The 21,513-nt window shown below is 70.3% G+C and carries 8 protein-coding genes; all 8 read right to left on the minus strand.

What is annotated here, in order from left to right; all coding sequences use genetic code 11:
• Positions 1–132: 132 nt before the first annotated feature.
• The 8 genes from ABZ815_RS18835 to ABZ815_RS18870 all read right to left on the minus strand — a co-directional run bounded on the left by ABZ815_RS18835 (position 133) and on the right by ABZ815_RS18870 (position 21,474).
• Positions 133–3,219 (minus strand): amino acid adenylation domain-containing protein, encoded by a 3,087-nt coding sequence (locus tag ABZ815_RS18835; protein WP_357699394.1) that lies wholly within the window; start codon positions 3,217–3,219, stop codon positions 133–135.
• Entirely contained in the window at positions 3,216–9,629 is a 6,414-nt protein-coding gene (locus tag ABZ815_RS18840) for an amino acid adenylation domain-containing protein (protein WP_357699396.1), read from the minus strand. Before ABZ815_RS18840 ends, ABZ815_RS18835 begins: the two co-directional genes overlap by 4 nt.
• Positions 9,630–10,859: 1,230 nt before the next feature.
• Positions 10,860–11,060 (minus strand): integrase core domain-containing protein, encoded by a 201-nt coding sequence (locus ABZ815_RS18845; RefSeq protein WP_357699398.1) that lies wholly within the window; start codon positions 11,058–11,060, stop codon positions 10,860–10,862.
• A gap of 1,110 nt (positions 11,061–12,170) precedes the next feature.
• On the minus strand, positions 12,171–13,307 hold the full coding sequence (locus tag ABZ815_RS18850; protein ID WP_357699400.1) for a hypothetical protein: 1,137 nt from the start codon (positions 13,305–13,307) through the stop codon (positions 12,171–12,173).
• A gap of 151 nt (positions 13,308–13,458) precedes the next feature.
• Complete coding sequence (locus ABZ815_RS18855) at positions 13,459–14,709, minus strand: TIGR02679 family protein (RefSeq protein WP_357699402.1); 1,251 nt, start codon at positions 14,707–14,709, stop codon at positions 13,459–13,461.
• Positions 14,706–18,794, minus strand: a complete 4,089-nt coding sequence (locus tag ABZ815_RS18860) for a TIGR02680 family protein (protein WP_357699404.1) — start codon at positions 18,792–18,794, stop codon at positions 14,706–14,708. The genes ABZ815_RS18855 and ABZ815_RS18860 overlap by 4 nt, the downstream gene beginning before the upstream one ends.
• Complete coding sequence (locus ABZ815_RS18865; protein ID WP_357699406.1) at positions 18,794–19,945, minus strand: TIGR02678 family protein; 1,152 nt, start codon at positions 19,943–19,945, stop codon at positions 18,794–18,796. Before ABZ815_RS18865 ends, ABZ815_RS18860 begins: the two co-directional genes overlap by 1 nt.
• On the minus strand, positions 19,942–21,474 hold the full coding sequence (locus ABZ815_RS18870; protein ID WP_357699408.1) for a TIGR02677 family protein: 1,533 nt from the start codon (positions 21,472–21,474) through the stop codon (positions 19,942–19,944). The genes ABZ815_RS18865 and ABZ815_RS18870 overlap by 4 nt, the downstream gene beginning before the upstream one ends.
• Positions 21,475–21,513 lie beyond the last annotated feature (39 nt).

Below are 21,513 nucleotides of genomic sequence, written 5' to 3' on the forward strand. Positions count from 1 at the left end.
CGCAAGTACGGCTTGATCTTATCTGGCCCGGAAACATGACCACCTCGGCTGGAACGCGGAGCCGTCCGCGCCCTCATCTCCGCCCTCCGGCGGAACCGCCCTCCGCCGGGCGGCCATCTTCACCAATTCCGATCAGTCCTCCATCAACGCGGCGGCCTCCTCGTCGGACAACTGGTCGATCTCGGCGATCAGGCGCGCTTCCACGGCGGCGGCCAGGCGGCGCACCGTCCTGGTCTGGAAGAGCGTGTTGAGCGGCAACTCGAGGTCCAGCTCGGAGCAGATCCGGGCGATCACGCGGGCGCCGAGCATGGAATGTCCGCCCAGGTCGAAGAAGTCCTCGTCCACACCGAACTCGTCGTGACCGAGCACTTCGCCCCAGATCTCGTGTACCAGTTCCTCCGCGGCGGTCACCGGGGCGGAGCCGGCGGCGGGGGCCTGCGCTCGGGGCGGTGCCGGCAGCGCGGCGCGGTCGAGCTTGCCGTTGGGCAGTCGGGGGAAGGAGTCGACGCCGACGTAGAAGCTGGGGACCATCGTGGGCGGCAGCCGCTCCTCCAGGAAGGTGCGCAACTCCGCCACCGGGACGTGCCCGTCCACATAGGCCACCAGAGCCGGCCCGCCCGAAGCGTCGGCACGGACCGCCGCTGCGGCGTGCCGGACACCGGGATGGGCCGTCAGTACCGACTCCACCTCGCCGAGTTCGATCCGGACACCCCGCACCTTCACCTGATCGTCCACCCGTCCGACGAACTCCAGCAGGCCGTCCGCGCCGCGCCTCACCAGATCGCCGGTGCGGTAGAGTCGGCCACCCTTGCCGTACGGGTCGGGGACGAAAGACGACGCGGTGAGCGCCGCCCGGCGGTGGTAGCCGCGTGCCAGTCCGTCGCCGCCCAGGCAGAGCTCGCCCGTCACGCCGATCGGCACCGGCTCCATGGCCTCATCCAGGACGTATGCGGTGGTGTTGGCCACCGGACTGCCGATCGAGATGGTCCGGTCCTGCGGCTGGAGGCGATGGGTGAGGGACCAGATGGTGGTCTCGGTGGGGCCGTACATGTTATGCACCTGTCCGGCCGCCTCCTGCAGCCGGCCCGCCAGCCCGGCCGTGAGCGGCTCACCTCCGCTGAACACGCGGGGCAGCCCAGGGGGCAGCCGGTCGATCAGCTCTGCCAGAACCGACGGCGGTGCCTGGACGGTGGTCACCTCCGTTTCAGCCCGCAGCGGGCCGCTTTCCGGCGGCGGTGCCACCACCGTCACGCCCCCGGCCAGCAGCGGCCCGAAGATTTCGAGAGCAGCGATGTCGAAGGAGAGAGGGGTGAGCAGCAGCATACGCTCGGTGGCGTCGAAGGCGAGGCTCTCGACCAGGTTGACCACGCCTCGGTGCGGCACCATGACCCCCTTGGGGACACCCGTGGAGCCGGAGGTGTAGATGACGTAGGCGAGGCTGTCGGGAGACACGTGCGGGAGTACGAGATCGCCCGGCGGGACCGAGGGGAATTCCGCGGCCACGAAGGTCGCCACCCCGGGCAGCCGTTCGGCCAGCTCAGCCGTGGTCAGCGCCAGAGCGCACCCGGAGTCCTCCAGCATGAAGCGCAGCCGGGCCGCCGGATAACGCGGATCGAGCGGCACGTAACAGCCGCCTGACTTCAGCACCGCGAGCAGTGCGATCAGCAGCTCGCCACTCGGTGGCAGGCATACGGCCACCGGTGACTCCGCGCCGACGCCACGCTCGATCAGCGCGGACGCCAGGGCGGACGATCGCCGGTCGAGTTCGCCGTAGGTCAGCGTGCTCTTCTCGTGCGGGACGGTCACGGCGGGCGCGTCGGGCTCGGCCGACGCGCGGGCACCGATCAGCTCGTGCAAGGACTGCTGAGGGTACGATCTGCGCGGGCCGTGCCAGGATGCCAGCACGTGTTGGCGGCGCGCCCCGGACATCAGCGGCAGGCGCGACAGCGGTAGCGCGGGATCGGCGGTGGCCGCGTCGAGCAGCGAGAGATACCCCTCGGTGAGCCTGACCACGGTGTCCCTGTCGAACAGGTCGGTGTTGTACTCGAGCCAGGCGCTCATCTCGCCTTCCGGGTTCTGCACCTCCAGCGTCAGATCGGTCTTGGCGGTCCTGGTGCCGAACAGGCCGCGGACGTCGTACGGCACCTGGTTGATGGCGACCTGGTACAGCGGCGTACGTGCGGGGTCGCGCGGTGGGCGCAGCTTCTCCACGATGAGGGCGAAGGGCACGTCCTGGTGGTCGAGCGCCTCCATGGTGGTGGCCCGCATCCGGTCGAGGGCCTCGGCGAAGGACGGATCGCCGCCGAGGTCGGCACGCAGCGGCAAAACGTTGACGAACATGCCGACGAGCGGGCTGAGCTCGGGCAGATCCCGCCCGGCGACCGGCGAGCCGATCACCACGTCACTCTGGCCGCTCCAGCGAGCCAGCAGCGCGGCGAAGGCGGTGAGCAGCACCATGAACGAGGTCGCGCCGGCGGCCTTCGCCAAGGCGCCCACTCGTTCCGCCAGCTCGGCGGGCACGGTGAAGGCGTGGTTGGTTCCTGCGTAGCTGAGCTCGGCCGGGCGGGGCCGGTCGGTGGGCAGTTCCAGCGGCACGGACCCGGCCAGCCGGTCGGACCAGTAGGCCAGGCCCCCGTCGAGTTCTCCGGCGTCAAGCCGTGTGCGTTGCCAGGCGGCGTAGTCGGCGTACTGGATGGGCAGCTCGGCGAAGCGGGGCGAGCGGCCGGCACGCACCGCGGCGTGCGCTTCGACCAGATCCTCGGCCATGACCTCCGCCGACCACGCGTCGAAGATCGTGTGGTGGACGACGAGCACGAGCCGCCACTGGCCGCCGCCCAGCTCCACCAGCCTGACCCGCCACAGCGGCGCGCGGTCGAGCGTGAACGGCCGGGCCGCGTCGGCCGCGGCAAGAGCGGCCAGTTCCGCCTCCTGGGCGGATCCGTCGAGCCCGGACAGATCGGTGTGGGTCAGATGCACCGGCACCTCGGGTGCGATGAGCTGCACGACCTTGCCGTCGCGCAGTTCGAAGCGGGTGCGCAGCGGCTCGTGCCGCTGGACCACCAGCCTGAGCGCCTCCTCCACCGGCTTGGGGCCGGCGACGTCCAGCCGCTTCAGGTGGGAGATGGCGCCGATGTTGTAAAGCGGCAGGTCGGGCAGCAACTCAGTGAGGAACCAGATGCGTTCCTGCGCGTGCGAGGCGGGAAACTCGTCCTCTGTCATGGCGTCTCCGTCAGGTGTCGGCGTATCTCCCGTGTGATCGGGTCAAGCGCGCTGACCTCGCCGATCGTGGCCAGCCAGTGCCACTGGTCCAGGGCGTGGTAGAGCCGGTAGAAGGCCAGGCGCCGCGCCCAGTCCTGGGGCAGTGCGCCGTATCCCGCCAGCAGCGCCCGGCGGCGCAGGGAGTCGTCGCGGACGGCGAAGTAATCGGTGCGCGCCAGGTCCATCAGCGGATCGCCGCCGAGCGCGTTCTCGACGTCGATGACGCCGGTCAGCCGCCACCGTCCGGCCTGCTCGGCGACCATGACGTTGCGTTCGTGGTAGTCGTGGTGCAGCAGGACGGGAGTCTCGCAGCCGGCCAGCAGGTGGCGATCGGCGTGGAAGCGTTCGGTCAGCGCCGTGTGCAGTTCCGGATCGCCGCCGAACTCGGCGAACTGGGCGATCTTCAGTTCGAACTGGCCGCCGACGTAGGCGAGATTCGTCGGCTCACGCGGCCCGTCCAGGGGGCCGAACATGGGCAGTTCGACGCTGTGGATCGCGCGCAGTACCCGTCCCATGTCGTGGTAGAGCCGCTCGATCGTCTCCTCGTCAAGGTCGGCGGAGACCTGCGAGAGCGGCCGGCCGGGAACCTTGGTCATGATCAGGTATGCCTGGGGCAGGTCGTGCTTGGAGTCGTCGGCGCGCACCACGGCGGGCACCGGGGCGCCACTGCCGCTCAGCAGCTCGTAGACGTGCTGCTCCTTGCGCATGCGTGCGGTGAACACCCGCGGGTACAGCTTGAAGATCAGCTCACGTCCGCTGCTGCTGACCTCGTAGACGGCGCTGATCTCGCCGCCGGTGCGCAGCAGCACGCCGTCGACGGGCTCGCCCAGCAGCTCGCTCGCCTTGGCGGCGCTCAACGGCATGGTCAGCGCCTTGGCGAAGGCGGGCGCGCTCCACGCCAGGCTGACCGTGTTACCGGCGCGCGCCTGCAACGCCTGCGCGCCCACGAGGTCGTCGGGTTCCGCCTCAGGCACCTGGTCGTCGAACTGGGCCAGCACCGGGATACGCATCGAGACCAGCACGTGGACGGCGATGCCGAGGCCCAGCAGGATGTACATGAAAGCGAGGCCGCGTCCCTCGCCCACGCCGATCACCGCGCCGACGGTGGAGGCCAGCGCCCCACCTGGTGCCAGGAGCGGCTCCAGCAACAGTTCTCCGAGCGGTGCGACGACGGCCATGCCGACCGGCAGCGTCGACCAGGAGACCATCTGGTTGAACGCCGTGACCCGGCCGTGGAAACGTTGCGGCACCTTCACGTGAATGATCGTCATGAAGACGCCGTTGACGACAGAGAGGCTGCCCCACAGGCCGAACGCGCCCAAGCCCACCACCAGTGGCGAGGCGTACAGCCCCGTGATGACGGCGAACAGGCTCAGCAGCAGCGTGCTCAGCATGACCGCCCGCATCCGCCGGTGCCGGGGGCCTCCCCACAGTGCGACGAGCATGCCGCCGAGCGTGGCGCCCAGGCCGCCGACGAAGGAGATGAGCCCGGCCGTCTCCAGGTCGGAGAACGACAGCACCAGCGGCGAGATGGACATCAGCACCGCGGCCAGCATGATGTTCAGTACCGCGAAGTAGAGCAGCGCGGCCCGCAGGTGCCGGTTGCCCAGCGACATCCGGAACCCGGCCGCGATCTCGGTCGCCATCGGCTCGCGCCGCTCCAGGCCCAGGGTCGCGGGGAAGCGGATCAGCGCCAGCGCGACGAGCACGACGGCGAAACTGGCCACGTCGATCATCAGGATGCCGTCCAGGCCGATCCCGGCCAGCAGTGCGACGGCCAGCAGCGGCGCGGCGAACTGGGAGGTGCCGACCAGCGTCTGCACCACGCCCGCCGCGTGACCCAAGTAGCGCTTGGGCACCAGCTGAGGTAGTGCCGAGATGTAGGCGATCCGCTGGATGACCAGGGTGACCGACAGCGCCGCGGTGAGCGGGTAGAGATGCCAGGAGGCCAGGTTGCCGGTCCACAACAGCAGCCCGAACAGCAGTTGTACCCCGCCGGCGAGGCTGTTGCCGAGCGTCATCACCGCCCGCTTGCCCGACCGGTCGACGATCGCGCCGATCAGCGGCGCGACCAGAACTCCCGGCATGATCCCCAGGGCGATCAGCAGGGTGAAGCTCAGCAGAGAGCCCGTGGTGGTGTAGACCCAGATCGGGATGGCGAAGTCGGTGACCGCAGTGCCGATCATGGAGGCGAGCTGGGCGGCGGAGACGCTCAGGAAGCGCCGCAGACTGGGCGGTGGTGGCTCCTTCCCCCGCCGCTTCGAGGATGGGTCGCGCTGCGCCGGTGGGTGATCGTGCCTCTTCGGAGGGTGCTCGTCGGTGTGGGACGTGGTCTCCTCGATCCACCATCCCGCCGCCGGGCCCCGTGCGGAACGGCTCAACGCCTCGGCCGCCCCGTACTCCATGGCGATGTGCGTGTTCGTCAGGATCTGGGCCAGGTCGTCGGCGCGGTACTTCAGGTAGTAGTGGCCCGCCTCGTCCAAGACGACCAGCGCGTTGCTCGGCGACAGGAAGTGCCACTCCTTGTAGCGCTCGCGGTAGTAGTCGGTGGCCGGGTCCTGCTCGCCGACCACCGAGATGACGGGGGCGCGCAGTGGCTCGCTCCGTTCGGCCAGCATGCGTGTGAAGCTCTCCTCCGCGATCAGCGTGTCGCGTCGCTGGTTGCGGACCATGAACCCGACCTGCTCCTCGTCCAGGCCGGAGATGTCGTTGCCCATCGACTTCATCCGGTTCTCGTAGACGCGGTCGCCGCGTAGCCGGTCGGTTCGCAGCAACCTGCCCAGGGGCCCGGCGATGCGGCCGACGGGGCGGGCGAACGGGAAAATCGCCCCGAGGTAAACCGCTTCCGGCTCGCGGCCTCGTGCCTCCAGGCGCCTGGCGATGTCGGCGGTGACGGCGCCGCCGATGCCGCAGTGGCCGTACAGGACGATCGGCCCGGGTATGCCGTCGAGGATTTCCGTGACGCACTGGGCGATGACGTCTTCGAGCGGCATGACCGGCTCGTCGGGACGGCCGGGATCATGACCGGGGAAGGCCATGGAGTACAACGCGACCTCGTCGGGCAGCGCGTCGGCCAGAGGCTGGTAGACCAGGGCGCTGCCACCGCCGTACGGGAAGCAGATCAGGGTGAGCGTGGGAGCGGAGGACGAGCGTGTCAGCCGGTGCAGCAGTTGGCGCGGCCGGTCGTCCGACGGGGCGGGCCCTTCGATGAGCGCCGCCAGCATCCGCACGGTGGAGTGATTGAACAGGTCCATGACGCCGACGGAGCGTCGCTCGGCGGCCGCCTGCACGTGCCGCAGCCTGGCCACGGCCTGGATGGCCACCAGCGAGTGTCCGCCGAGCTCGAAGAAGTCGTCGTCCAGGCGGATGTCGGACACACCGAGCAATTCGCTCCAGATCTCGGCGATGGCGATCTCGGCCGGGCTGCTCGGCGCCGCTCCCTGCCCGCCTCCGGCGCCGGGACGCGGCGGCGAGGGCAGCGCGGCGCGGTCCACCTTGCCATTGGGGCTGAGCGGCAGCGCCGGCAGGAAGACGTACGCGGTGGGCACCATGTGGTCGGGCAGGAGCGCTTTGAGCGCCGCGCGCAGGTCAGCGTCGGGAACGTCGGTGACGACGTAGGCCGCGAGTCCGTCGCCGCCGGCCACCACCAACGCCACGCGCACGCCGGGCTGTTCGCGGAGCACGGCTTCGATCTCGCCCAGTTCGACCCGCTGGCCGCGGATCTTGACCTGGTTGTCGATGCGGCCGAGGAACTCCACGGCGCCGTCACGGCGCAGCCTGGCCAGGTCGCCGGTGCGGTAGAGACGCGAGCCCGAGTGGCTGTAGGGGTCGGGCACGAAACGCTCGGCGGTCAGCGCGGGCCTGGCGTGGTAGCCCGGGGAGAGCTGAACCCCGCCGATGTGCAACTCGCCCGGCACGTCGAAAGGCACCGGGCGCAGCCGCGAGTCGAGGATGTGGATGCTGGTGTTCTGCAACGGGTGCCCGATCGGCACGCGGCTCTCGCCCGGGGCGCACCGCCATGCCGTCACGTCCACGGCCGCCTCGGTCGGTCCGTACAGGTTGTGCAGCTCGGCATGCGGCAGCCGCTCGAAGAAGCGGGCGGCCACGGCGGGCGGCAGCTCCTCCCCGCTGCAGATCACCCGGCGCAGCGATGTGCACGCCTCGACGCCGTCTTCTTCCAGGAAGAGGGCCAGCATGGACGGCACGAAGTGCATGGTGGTCACGCCGCTGCCGATGATGAGGTCGCGTAAGTAGGCGGTGTCGCGGTGGCCGCCGGGCGCGGCCAGCACCAGCCGGGCACCGGTGATGAGCGGCCAGAAGAACTCCCAGACCGACACGTCGAACCCGGCGGGGGTCTTCTGCATCACCGCGTCGGCGCCGGTCAGGCCGAATCTGCGCTGCATCCAGTCGAGCCGGTTGCCGATGGCCACGTGGGTGTTGGGCGCTCCCTTGGGGCGGCCGGTCGAGCCGGAGGTGTAGATCATGTAAGCCGGATGAGCGGGGCCCGCCGTGACGGGCGGCGCATGATGCGGCGGATCGACCGGCTCCGCCACGGACGGCCCGGACGGTTCCTCTGGAGCTACGGTTGCGATCCCGGTCTCGGGGAGCCGCTCGCGTACCGCATGCTGGGCCAGCAGCACGACGGCCTGGGCGTCGCGGAGCATGAAGTCGAGCCGGTCTCGCGGGTATTCGGGGTCGAGCGGCACGTAGGCGGCTCCGGACTTGACCACGGCCAGCAGGCTCACCACCAGCTCGATGGAGCGCTCGGCGCAGATCGCGACCCGGGTGCCCGGCCCCGCACCGCGTTCGCGCAGGCGGTGCGCCAGCCGGTTGGCCCGCTGCTCCAGCTCCGCGTAGGTGAGCCGGTGGTCGCCGAACTCCAGGGCGACGGCCTCCGGGGTGCGGGTTGCCTGGGCCTGGAACAGCTCGCCCAGCGTCTTGTCCGCCGGGTACGGCAGCCGCGGCCCGTGCGCGAGTGCCAGAATGCGGTCGCGTTCGTCAGCGGTCAGCATCTCCAGGTCCGACACGCGCAGGTCGGGAGCTTCGACGGCGGCGCGCAGCAGGGTCGCGAAATGGACCCCCAGGTCGTCGACGGTCGCCCCGGCCAGCACGTCGCGGTTGAAGACGAACACGCCGTCGAGCCCGCCCCGCCGTTCCGTGAGGAAGAGCTCCAGCTCGAAGGGGGCGGCCGTGGCCGCCATGGGGAACGGCTCGACGTCCAGGCCGGACCAGGCGGCGGTGTCCTCGGCGTAGCTCTGCAAGGTCAGCGCGACCTGGAAGACCGGGGTGCGCGAGGTGTCGCGTGTCGCTGCGAGTTCCCCGGTGAGCTGCTCGAACGGCAGCCGCTGGTGTTCGAAGGCGGCCAGCGTGGTCCGCCGCACCCGGGCGAGCAGCTCGGCGAAGGTAGGATCGCCCGCCAGGTCGGCGCGCATGGGCAGCATGTTGACGAACGTGCCGATGAGCTGCTCCAGCTCGCTGCGGGGGCGCCCGCTCACCGGAGTGCCGACGGCGAAGTCGTCCTGCCCGCTGTAGCGGCCCAGGAGCACCTGGTAGACCGCCAGGGCGACCATGTAGAGCGTCGCGTCGTGCGCCTTCGCCAGGTTCTTGGCCGCGGCCAGCAGGTCGGGGCCGAGTTCGAAGGCGCGGGAATCGCCCTCGAAGGTGGGCGCGGCTCCGCGTCGCCCGTCCAGGGGCAGGTCGATGGGCGGCACTCCGGCCAGCCGCTCGCGCCAGTAGGCCAGATCCGCCTCATCGGCGGGGCGGGTGCGCTGCCACAGGGCGAAGTCGCCGTACTGCACGGCGGGCTCGGGCAGGTGCTCTCCCGCGTAGAGCGCGCGCAGCTCCCCGGCCAGAATCTCCAGCGACCAGCCGTCACAGGCGATGTGGTGCACCGTCACCAGCAGTACGTGGTCGTCGTCGGCCAGCCGCACGAGCAGGGCCCGCAGTGGCGGCTCGGTGGCGATGGAGAAGGGTCTGGCCTGCTCCGCGCTCACCAGGTCACGGACGCCGGCCTCGTCCGCCGCGCTCCGCCTGCGCAGCTCGGTGCGGTCGGGAGCGGTCACCTCGACCAGCGGCCGTCCGCCGGCGTCGGCGGGAAAGCGCGTGCGCAGGATCTCGTGCCTGGCCACGACCGTGTCGAGGGCGTGCTGCAGCCGGTCGACATCGAGTCGGCCGTGCAGGCGCAGCACGAGGGGGATGGTGTACGCGGCGGTACCCGGAGCGAACTGCTCCATGAACCACAGGCCCTCTTGCGCGAACGAGAGAGGCACTTCGGCGTCGGGGGCGCGGCGCGGGATGCCGGCGGGCCTGGCGCCGGATCGGCGGCGCAGACGTTGCTCGACCAGTGCCCGCTTGGGGTCGGAGAGCGTCACGTCACTCGACGAAAGCCCTGGCGAGGAGGTCACGCAAGCCTCTCTTTCTGGCGGGAACGGTAGACCAGGACGCGTGGATGAACGCCGGATGTCGTACGGGTTCGCGGGCTCGGTGATGGATGAACGTATTCATACACACTTTTAAGTGTCAAGTCGATGCCAGGAAAACGGCGGCTGGAGAGAATTCTTGCTTTGGCGAGGATGTCCGGGCCCATGTACAGAGGTGGAAAGTTCGGGGTCTCATGTCCCGCGTTCCGCGGCTCGTGGGTATACCGAATCATCCAGTGGGATGATTCCGCTGGTAGAGCCCTTGTCGAGGATGCGATCAAGCGCTCCGAGCCGAAAACGCGGTCACCCGGCCCGCCAAGAACTACTACGGTGGGCTGTGCTCTTGTGATTCTGTGTAGTCATGTATTTGCGGTTCACCCAGCGGGGTAACGCGGATGGGGCGAGTGTGCGGTATATCGCGCTCGCCCGTCATCGTCGGGTTGGCGGCAAAGTCAAACGGACGTCTTGTTGAATCTGCCGCAGGCAAGAAGCAGGCATTCGAGTGCTGCTGCCCGGACATGAAGGAGACGAAGTCCCTGACGAAGGCGCCGCGTGAGTAGCTGCCGCCGCTGCCGGCCAGGTCGCGGCGAAAAGCCGTGCGGAGCAGGTTGCGGTATTCCGCACCGTCGATCTTCCCGTCGTCATCGGCGTCGGTGGCGTACTCGTGGCGGTGACGCGTCCGTCGCCGCCGCTGTCGAGAGCGGTCTGTAGCTCGCGCCACCAGGTGGCGTACGCCTGAAACAGCTGCTCCTCGTCCTGCGCGCCCAGGTTGAGCCGCGTGGCGATCTCCCTGGCCATGGCGGCCAGATCGGGCCAGCGCAGGCAGCCGTCGCCCGTCTGGTCGAGGACCTCGGTGAAGAAACTGTCGGCAGATCGGACCGCACGGTCGTCCTCGTCGGAGGCGGGGTGAGCAGCCGTACCAGGGCGCGCGGCCTTGCCGGTCGGGCGGCGTACGGAGGGCGGCGCTCAGGTACGTGGACCGCATGAGCGTCCGGGCTTCCGGCAGGTCGGGCAGGGCGAGGCGCCGGCTGAAGGCTTCGGGGAGCGAGGCGGTGGTGATCGCGGCGGACTCATGGAGGACGCCGCCGAGCCGGTCTCGTCGGCGTGCATTCAGGTCGATGATTCGCTCTGGATCCGTGATCGGATCGGGGACGGTGCGCAGTCGGGCTGTTGGTTCAGGGCTTAATGCGCTCGGTGCTGGTTGTAGAAGTGTTTGTACCCGCGCAGGGCGTGCCGAAGGTGGCGTTCGCTCCATACGAGGCAGCGGTCGAGAAGCTCGCGGCGGCACGACTGCACTCGCCGCTCCGTGATCGAGTTCATCCGCGGTATCCGAATGCCGGTGAGCACCGTCTTGATGCCGGCCGCGGCGAGGACGTCGTCCATGAGGGCCGGGAACTTCCCCTCCCTGTCTCGGCGCAGAAACGCGCCCGGCAGCCGACATCGTCCAGATCCATCAGGTTCCTGATCGCTTGGGTGACCCGGTTTGCGTTCGGGTGCGCGGTGGTGTCGGGCACGCAGATGCGCTTGGTGGTGTGCTTGATGAGCGTCAGGACATGCCGGCGTTGCCCGTTGAGGGTGACGGTTTCGATGAAGTCGCAGGCCGGCATGGTGTCGGCTCGGGGGCCAGGAAGTCGGCCCACGTGGTGGAAGCCTGCTCGGGCGCTGGATCAAGATCGGCCTGTTTGAGGATCTCTCAAACGTTGGACGGTGCCATTTCGATACCGAGGGTGGTGAGCTCACCGTGGACCCGCGGGGAGCCCCAGCCGGGGTTCTCCCGAACCAGACGCAGGACGAGAGAGTGCGGATGGAGCGGACCGTGCGCGGGCGGCCAGACCTCTTCGGCCGGCAGATACGGGCATGGTGCTGTCGTATCAGATCGCGGTGCCAGCGCACGACGGGGTCCGGGCGGACGAGGAGCCTCAGCCGTGTAGGGCCTCGCGGGGCAGCGCAGTCAGGAGCGCGGCGAGAAGGGTGTAGGGCGTCAAAACTCGCGTGCGTGGGTTGAGCTGGGGTTTCTCCGACGTAGCCGTGCGACTCGGCGGTACTCGTTGGTCACTCCTCCGAGTACTTTGTTGCGTTCGATCCGACCTTCCATGGACACCACCGTCACCAGGCGTGCGCCCAACGACTCACCCGATCAAGACGAACAGGCACGATTGGGCCAGTGCCGCGAGAACGGCTCGGTCGGCCCAGTCCGGCTTGGGGCGTCCGATCTGGCGTCGTAGTACCGCCACTTCGTGACGCAGCACCATGATTTCCGCGTTTTTCGACGCATGACTGCGGCCCAATGACATCAGCCAGCCGAAGAGTCGCAGCGTGATGAGGTAGAGCAGGCGGACAAGTACAAGACGCGACCTGTGTCTCACATCTCGGCTGGCACGGACAGCTGTTGAAATTCCTCCCGTGAGACTGGGCCGCCGGCGAAATCTGACACTGCCGTACGACCGAGGATGACCGGAAGATCTGCCGGCGGTTGACGGTTGCGCGCAGAGATCACCGCTCCGACGACTCGTCAGGCAAGGCGCTCCGCAGGTGCCTGGCCATCGTCTCGCTGACCGGGACAGTGGTGGGCAGTTGGGGCTCGTCGAAGTAGCGGGACTTGTACCGGCGCAGCAGTGACTCCCCGTGCTCGGGCCAGGAGAAGCCCTTCTTCTTGAGAAGCTTGCCGAAGACCACGCCGGCATTGTCCGGGGCGGGGTCGGTCAGGAGCCGGATGGCCGCGGGGGAGATGTCGTCGCCCCGCAGGTAAGAGGTCAGGGTTTCGCGGTAGCGGCGCCGGTTGATCAGGAGCGGGTCGGCGAAGAGCTCCTGGAGGAGACCGAACTCGAGGTAGAAGCTGATTCCTGTTTCCGGGTCGAAGTGGATGGCCACCGTTTCGGCGTCCAGCACCTCCTCGGGATAGGTGAAGCCGGGCAGGGGGAAGGTGTTGCCGGGCTGATCCCGGTCCATGCAAGCCCGCATGAAGGCATCGTGTCGCGGGGCCACGTCGTCTCCCGAAACCACGATGTATTCGGTGCCGTACAGGTCGAGGAAGACCTCTCGCTGTGCGGCGAGCATCCGGCGGGCGGTGGCGAGCTTGTCCGGGTTGCGGAAGACCAGCTTGGGGTTGCGCAGGCCGATGTCCGCGGCCTGGGTGAGGAGCTGGTCACGGGCGTCGGCGGGAAAGAGGCTGATGTGCGCGCTGACCAGCCAGTCCTCGCCGAGCGGCACCAGGCGGCAGATGAGGAACATGCCCCTCTTGATCGGGCGGAACGCGGACTTGCCCATGTTGGACCGGGCGCGATAGGTGAGCTCGTCCACGAGGTTGAACAGGACCAAGGCGTCCTGTTCTTGTCCCTGGACCTCGAAGATTCCTTCGACCACGTCCCTCCAGCCGAGGAGCATCGCCCGCTCCTGCGGGCTCAGGCCGGGGTGGGCGCGCAGGAAGCGGTCGATGACCGTGTCGCCGGAGGCCAGTCGGTGCTGCAGGGCGAAATGATCGACGATCATGCTGGCGGTCACCTCGCTGTCGGCGAGGTCGTCGGGACGGCTCCGCTCGAAGGCTTCGTCGAGTTCGCGGGTGAACTGGGGTGAGAGGGCGAAGTTGACCAGCCGCTCCTTGAGGGCCGCGGCGTGCTTGATGGCGTCCATGACAGCGCTGTTTCTTTCTCGAGCCCGTGCTTTCGCCGGGCTTGTTCGGTTACTGTCCGACACCTGCCCCGTTCCGTAGACCGGGGCGTCACGTGCCGGGCGGCTGAGACTGCCTGACCACCGGGTCGATGATCACAAGAAAGTCCGGGTCTCAGTGCCTGCCACCTTCCTTCGGGATCAGGTCGGCGATCAACTCGGCGAGTACGAGCTCCTCCTCGACCCGTACGCCCCGTCGCTCCATCGCGATGCCCAGTTCCGGATCCCAGGGAGTCGGGCGCACCTGCCCTGACAGTGGCGCCGACGAGGGCACGGCTTGATAGGAGGCGGTATCGAAGCGCCACGGCAGGAACCCGACCCTCTCGTGGACCGCGGCGGCGATGGCGATCCCGCCCCAGTCGAAGTCCCCGTGGTAGGCGAACGCCGCGCCACTGACCGTGAGAAGGTCCAGCAGCCGCCAGACGGCCGCCGACGGTCGGCCGCCGCCGCATACCAGGGGTGGGCAGGAGGGTCCGAGTTCGTCGGCCGCCGCGGCGACCACGACCGGGTTCTCGCAGATCCTGACCAGGTCCGCGCGCAGCGGTGCTTCGTGGCGGCGGAGTTGACGCAGGGTCAGCACGCACGGCTCGCCCGCAGCCCTGGCGGCGCTGAGCATGCGTCCGGTAGGGGAGTGATCGTCACCTGGCAGCCCCAGGCAGAGGACGAGGGAGGACAGGTCATCGAGATGCACGCCGACCGCGGCCCAGGCCGAGCGGCGGGCGTCCGCGCCGCCTTCGCCCGCGTGCGGCAGACCGGACAGGGCACGGGCCGCGGACAGGGCGAGGGTGGCCAGCGGGCGTCCCTCGTCCAGAGCGTGTGCGTCTGCGCAGGTCTCGGCGGCGAGCCGGCCGAGGGGCGTGCCCGGTGACGGCAGTCGCTCCAGCACGGCGCTCAACCGGTCGAGCAGGATACGTGCTTCTTGGGCTGTGGCGGCGAGCCTTCTGACCAGTCCGGTGGACTCCAGCCATGATCGCCACCCGGACAGCTCGGGCCGGTCGGCGATGAGAGCGTCGAGCCTGGCGAAGGCCCGTTCCCAGGCCGCCGCCTGCGCGGCCTTCTCGCCGGCCTGGTCCCGGATCGGGCCACGCAGGCGTACGACGGCCTCGCGCAGCCCGCCTGCGGTGACGCCGCCCGCTCGTAGGATGCGGTCCACCTCGTCCAAGGAGACCGACAGGGAAGAACCGGCTCCCGCACGGCGGCCGAGCAGCACCTCGGCCGCGCGGCGCTGCGTGGAAGTCGCGGCCGTGAGCGTCACCGTCCCGGTCAGCGGCTTGCCCTGTTCCAGGCGGCGGCGTGCCCGATCGACCAGCCAGGCGATCTCGTCACCGCCGAGCAGCCGCCCCAACCGCTCATCCTGGACACTCATGCGAACAGGCCGTCCTGTGCCACGGCCACGTCAGGGGCCGGCATCGCGGTGACCGGGCGCTCCGCTCGCCGCCGCTCGCGCCCGTCCCAACGCCACGGGGTGACCAACACCGCGTCCACGCCGTCGCGACGGGACAGCTGGCAGATCGCAAGCCCCGGGACCTGCGGGTAGCAACCCCATTCGCGCTCGCTCGTCATCACCACGTCCATGTCGAACGTGGCCAGCAGGCCCAGGCATTTGGCGCGCGAGTCGTCGTCGACGCCCGCGAACGCCTCGTCCAGGGCGACCAGCCGCGGAGCGTACGGGTTGCCCGCCGATTTGTAGTGGGCCGATGCGGCGGCGAACAGCGGCACGGACGCCGCGAGCACTCTCTCACCGCCGGAGGCCGGCCCGGTGGCGGCCCGCCATTGCCCGTCCTGCAGCCGCTGGATCGCGAACTCGTGCCAGACGCGGTAGTCCAGGGCCCGGGTCAGCGCTTCCGTCCATCCGGCGGCAGGGTTGTCGGCATGCTCGCGGGCGATCCTGTCCTGGAGGAATGCGCCCACCGCCGACCGGTCGGCGACGGACCAGGCGTCCACCGTCTGCCGGAGCTTGTCGCGGACCCGCTCCAGCCCTTCAGGAGCGTTCCTGGCGATCTTCCAGACCAGGCGCAGGCGCATGCCGGTAGAGGTGGGGCGGGACTCCAGCTCGGCGTTCATCTCCCGGACCTCGGACTCGGAGGCGGCGATCAGCTCGTGCAACGTTCCGGCGACCTCGTTGAGCAGGTGGTTCTCCAGGATTTCGCGTTCCTTGGCCGACAGGAGCCGGGCTCTGTGCCCGGTCTCTTCCGCCAGCGCTTCGGCGAGGCCGGGAACGTCCCTGCTGCGGCCCTGGAACAGCACGTCCACGATCATGACCCCGTCCCGCAGGGTCAGTCCGACGGAGTGCCCGTGTCTGGCCATGGCGTCCGACAGCAGCTTGTGCTCCTCGGCCACCTTCTTCTGCACCCGGTCCCAGGGGCCGTGGCCGTCGTCCACGGTGTCGAGCTCGGCGTTGACCGTCCTGGCCAGAAGCACCGTGGGGGTGGCCGCCCACTGGCCGTCCGGGGCGGGCACGTCCAGAGCGGGGAGCGCGACGTGCAGCAGTCCCGTGGCGGAGAACGCCTGGAACTCCTGTACGGCGGTGTCGCGTGCCGTGGTCGCCTCGTCGATCTGGCCGCGCAGGGCGTCGCGCACGCCCTCGGCCTTGCCTCGTTCCTGCAGGGCCGCCTGTTCTTTGCGGCGGGTCTCGCCCTCGGCTGAGGTGCGTTCGCGCAGTTCCCGCTCCACCTCGTCGAGCCGGCGGAACAGCTCCTCGACCGCGGCGCCGGCGGTTTCCACCAGTGCGCGGTAGGTCTCCGCCGCGGCGTCCGCCTCGCCGCGTGCCGCCGCCGCCAGCTCGGCCGCGTCGTCGAGCCGGCTCCGGGTTCGTGAGAGGTCGTCGGCGGCTTCGTGGGCGGCCTCGTGAGCGGCTCGCCGCGCCTGTTCGGCGGGCCAGAACCGGGCCAGTGCCAGCCGGTAGCCGGCGACTCCGCTCTTGACCTCGGCCAAGGCCGGAGGCTCGGCAGGCAGGCCGACGTCGCCGGCGAACTCGGCGGCCCGGTTGCCGGCGGTCTCCAGCTCGCTCTGCCGTTGGAGCGCCACCCCTGTCGCGGCGGTGTGCTGGGCGTCGAGTTCGCGCCGGCGTTCGTACTCGGCGGCGAGTTTGACGTGGGCCTCGCGCAGCGGCGCGTCCGGGGGCAGCGCCCGGTGCTCGGCCGCGAGCCTCTCGCGCCGGGCGGCGAGCGCGTCGAGGTCGGCGCCGAGGTGATGGATCCGCTGGGCGACCTGGTCCAGCTCCTCTCGGAGAGCCGCCAGCCGGGCACGCCGCGCCGCTTCTCGCGCGCCCTCGCCGATGTAGTGGGCGTCATTCTTGCGCCATGAGCCCGCCAGCACGCCGTTGGCCCACTGTCCGTCGACGGTCACCCACGTCCCACCACCCTGGCCGAGCGCGATGCTCTTGAGCACCGTCTCGACGGCGGCGTCGGACAGGGCCGCGGCCTGCGGGTCGGCGCGGTCGAGGGCAGGACGCAGGACGGCGGAGCACGACGCCCCGGCCGGCGGCTCGCCGGTTACGACGAAGGTGTCGTCCTCGGCAAGCAGCCGCCCGTCGGGCGTGACCCACGCGTCCAGGATGCCCGCGGCCTCCAGGGCGGCCTCCAGCCCGGCCCGATGCGCGGCCGGCACTGCCTCAGCGAAGTCCACCACCTTCCACAGCGGGCCGCCAGGACGGCCGAGCCGGGCGTCTGAGCCGCGCGTGTGCGGGGTGGGCGGAGCGTCGTGTCCGCCCGCCTCCAACCGGGCCATTTCTTCCGTCAAGGATGCGGCGGCCCGCCTCGCCTCGCGCAGCTCCGCCTCCAGTCCGGCGCCCAAGCGGCCGAGCGCGTCGGTGGCGTTCCTGGCCGCGTCGTCGGCCGCCGTCGCGGCCGGGTTGGGGCCATCGACGGAGACGGCCCAGCCCTCCAGCGTCGCGAGCATCTCGTCAGGGTCGTCCAGCCGCAGCTCGGTCAGGCCGGCCAGGTACAGGGCGTACTCGTGGACCAGCCCGGCCGTGGCCGCGCCGGTGGCCTGCTCGGCGGCTTCGATGCGCTCGGCGGCGGACTGCAGCTCGCCGGTCAGCCGGTCCACCTCCGTACGGGCCGTGGCGAGCCGGGACCGAGCCTGCCGCACGGTGTCGATGAGCCGCTCCAGCTCGTTGATCGCCTGCTCCTGGCGGTCGGCCAGCGTCTCGGCCTCCCGCCGGGCTCTGGCCTGCTCCGACGGCTCGCCGAGCGCGTGCCAGTCGATGACGGCGAGGTGCCCGGCCTCGAACGCCGCCGCGCGGGCGGCCGTGAGCGCGGACTCCCTGGCCTGGTCCAGCTCCCGGTCCGCCTCCTCGGCCTTGCCGAGGGCGGTGCTCGCCCGCTGCTCCCGGCGCTGGGTCTCGCCGGTGAGGCGGTCGCGCTCCTGCTCGTACCGGCGCGCGTGGGAGTCCAGCCGGCCGGCTTCCTCTCCCATGTGTTTGAGCCGCTCGGCGTCACGCATCTCGGGGCTCTGCCGCAGCGCCTCCTTGCGGGCCTCCAGCAGGTTCCGCTGGGCTGCCAGCTCCTCCAGCACCTGCTGGGCCGCGGACAGCTCCGCCTCCGCGGCCGCGTGGCGGGCCTCGGCTTCGCCGAGGTCGCGGCCCAGGTGCTCGTACCGGCTCTGCGCCAGGCGGGGGACGGCGGCCTTGCGCTTGGCCGCGATCGCGGCGTACCGGCGGTAGTGGACGAGGAAGTCGGCCGCCGCCCCGCGCGCCTCCTCCAGCCCGCGCAGCGCGTCTCGCTCCTCGTCAAGGCCGCGGAACGCCTCGGCGACCGTGGCGATCAGAGTGGGGCTGAGCGGTGGCAGCGCCTCGGTGAGGGCCCGCGACAGGAGCTTCTCGTCGGGCTTCTTGGACAACTGCGGCTGCCGCAGCTGAATGAGAAGGTTCACCAGCGCCTCGTAGCGGTGCTCGCCGAGCCCGAACAGCGCTTCGTCCACCGCCCTGCGGTAATCGGCGGCCCGGTCGTAGGCCATGCCGTGGCCCTTGATCGCCTCCCGCAGCTTCTCCCGGGTGAGCACCACTCCAGTGGAGCTCAGCAGGTGGAGATCACGGCCGATGCGCTGGGGGGTGACGAAGAACCAGTGCCGGACGATGCCGCGGTCCTTGACCGCCTTGAGCCCGCAGCCGATCGTACGGAACTCCTCGCTCCCGTCGGCGGCGCGGCGGCCGAACTCCATCCATGCGTACCCCAGCCGCTCGGGGTGCGGGTGCCTGCCGCCCAGCAGCAGGTTCCACTCCATGCGCTTCTGCCGGTCGCCGTCAGGCTCGACCCGGTGCGGGGCGAGCTCGCCGTCGAGCAAGAACGGCAGAGTCAGGGCCAGCACCTTGGACTTGCCCGTGCCGTTGTTGCCGCGCAGCAGCAAACGGCCGTCGTGGAAGTGGAACTCCTCCACGTCGTAGTAGAACATGTCGGCGAGTCCGGCGCGCAGCGGCTTCCAGCGCTCGGAGGTCGGTGAAGGGAGCATCACTGTCCTTTGATGACGGGTTCGTCCAGCGCGTAACGGGCAATGGCGGGCAGCCCCACGGCCGCGTCCTCCGTGACGTGGACCAGCCGCAGCGCCGTGAGCTTGCCCAGGGCCGTGGCCAGCAGCCCGTCCTCGGCGCCCGGCTCGGTCACGCCCTTGCGCCAGAACGACACATGGTCACGGGCGGCCTGCCGGACGAATGCCCTCAGATCATCCATGCTTGATGCCCCGCGGGTGGCGAGGTGCTCGGCCACCAGCAGCGTCACGTGGCCGTCGGTGCGCTGTTCTGGCATGCGCACGTCGGTCAGTTCGTCGTCGGGATCCACCATCGCGATGCCCTCCGCGCGTACTTCCGCCACCAACCCGGTGGCTTCCACGATCCGGCGGGTGATCGCGTGCCGTTGGGAGGTCAGGTAGGTACGCTCTGCCTCGTCCAAGTCGGCGAAGTAGATCACCGGGTCCTCCAGCAGCCTGCGGGTCAGCCTGCGGCGAAGTGCCTGGTTGCGCAGGTCGTCGGTGTCGGGGACAGGCTCGGCGGTGAGCTCGGCCAGCCGCTCCTCGAACGACCCCGTGGTGATCGTCGATGGGCCTCGCGTTCCGGTGAGCAATGCGGCCAGGACCGGCCTGCGCACGTCGTACAGCACGTCACCGGTCGAGGTCAGATATGCCTCCTCATCGCCCGAGACTCTGCGCAGCACTCCCCAGCCGAGCAGCGTGCGCACCACGGTCACCAGATCGGCCCGCTCGGCACGGCTGTCAAGGGTGAAGTGAAAGTCCAGTTCGGGCTCCGCCGCCGCCGACAGCACCTCCTCGGCCAGGCGGCCGAGCGTGGTCTGCGCGTCGGCCCGCTCCAGCACGGCCAGCGCCAGGCAGAACAGGACGTAGCGGCGCCTGCCGTACGGCTCTCCCGCTTTGCCCCTGGCGGGGTGGGTGGCGTCGGACGTGTCCGCGACGCCCTTGAACAGCCGCGCGGCGCCCGAATCCACCGTCAGCCGCCAGCCGGTCTCCCGGGAGAGCCACTCGCGCAGCTCGGTCAGATGGCGGCGGACCAGCACCAGCGCCTCCGCGTCGTCCTCGGCCGTCAGCAGCGGCTTGGCCAGCAGCGCGCGCAGCGCGGCGCGGCGCTGGGCCAGCTCCTCCTCGGGCGTCATCGGACCACCATGAGATCGGAGATCTCCACCACGTGCTCAGGTCCAGTGAGAACGCCGTCCTCGGTGTGGATCGCGACCTCGCCGCCATCGGGGACAAGGGTGAGCCGCACCCCCATCGAGCCGTCGCCCGTCACCGTCTTCACTTCCGTCTCCCCGGGCCGCCGCGCCGCCAGCGCGTCACCCAGCAGCCCCAGGAACAGCCGGAACGCCCGCGGGTCCAGCACGTTCAGCTCCGAAAGCAGCACCGGCCCGCCCGTGCGGAGCCGGGCCCGGGCCGCGGCGGTCTCGGCCGCCTCCCGCTCGGCCTGCTCCATCAGCAGCCTGCGCGCCTGGCTGCGGTCGGCCACTTTGTTGGGCTTGCCACGCCGCTCGTAGGAGCCGGTACGCCGGAGCCGAGGAGAGATCCTGATCGGCGGTGCGTCCTGCCACGAAGTCCCGGCGCCGACCTCCCGCCACTCCTCCAGGGTGGCGGTGGTGACCGTCAGGTGGCGGGCCGGGGTCAAGCCGAAGGCCGCCCGCCACAAGCGGTGCATCGCCGCTTCGTCGGGCGCCTCGGCGAACCAGCGAGCCAGGGCACGGAAGTCCGCGGATCGGTCGGAGCGTCCGGACCTCCGCTCGTTGAGCAGCCCGACCGCGTCGATGAGCTGCTTGATCGCCGTGATCGCCGCCTGGCGCAGCAACCGCGCCTGTGACGGCCGGCCCACATCCGTGGAGACGAACCAGTCCCGAAGTCCTCGCCAGCGGTTCAGCCACGAGGAGTACGCCGCCTCCTCGGCCCTCCCGTACGCGTCTGCGGCTTCCGACCGGTCGGGCACCGCGTCGGCGGCCTCCCTGCGCGCCGCCAGTCTCAGCAGCTCCTCATGCCCGCACGTCTCCAGCCGGGCCAGCAGGGTCGCTATCCGCGCGCCGGAGTTGGCCAGATCGGCGATGAACCGGTTGATGTACTCGATCAGCCGCTCCTTGTAGGCGACGAACCCCGCCACGTCGCCGTCGGAGAAATCGATCGCCCGGCGCAGCGAGGCCATGAACGCCTGGGCGTTGTCCGCCAGCGACGAGAAGCGCTCGGCGAGGGAGAGCAGGAGCAGATGAACCCTGGCCGGGTCGGGATCCTGCTCCTGAGCCAGAAGGGTCAGCGCCTGCAACTGTTCGGCGATGTCGCCCAGGGCCACCGACTGCAGCACCCCACGCCGCCCGATCGCCTCCTCGTAGAAGTCGATCGCCTGCTCGGCCGCCTGACCCGCAGGGGTGAGCTGGAACAGGAACCGCTTGCGGTGGAAATCCTCCACAGAGGTGACCCTGCCGGTGTCCGCGTCGGCCCGCAGGTTGCCCCACTCCCGCAGCTTCTCCAGGGCTTGCGCGAGCGCATCGTCGTTGTCCCGCCGCAACTCCGCCGCCACGTCCTCCGGCCGCAGATGCACGATGAAACGTTCCTTCGCCCGGGCGAAGACGCGCAGGATCTCCCGGTAGAGGGCAGCGTTGGGAGCGCTCAGGTGAGCGAAAGGCTGATGCTCTTCAGACGGGGAGGCCATGGTGCCAGTTTTCCTGACCGGAGAGAGGGCCGTGGCACC

The organism is Nonomuraea sp. NPDC047529 (genome assembly GCF_040642995.1).
GTDB lineage: Bacteria > Actinomycetota > Actinomycetes > Streptosporangiales > Streptosporangiaceae > Nonomuraea.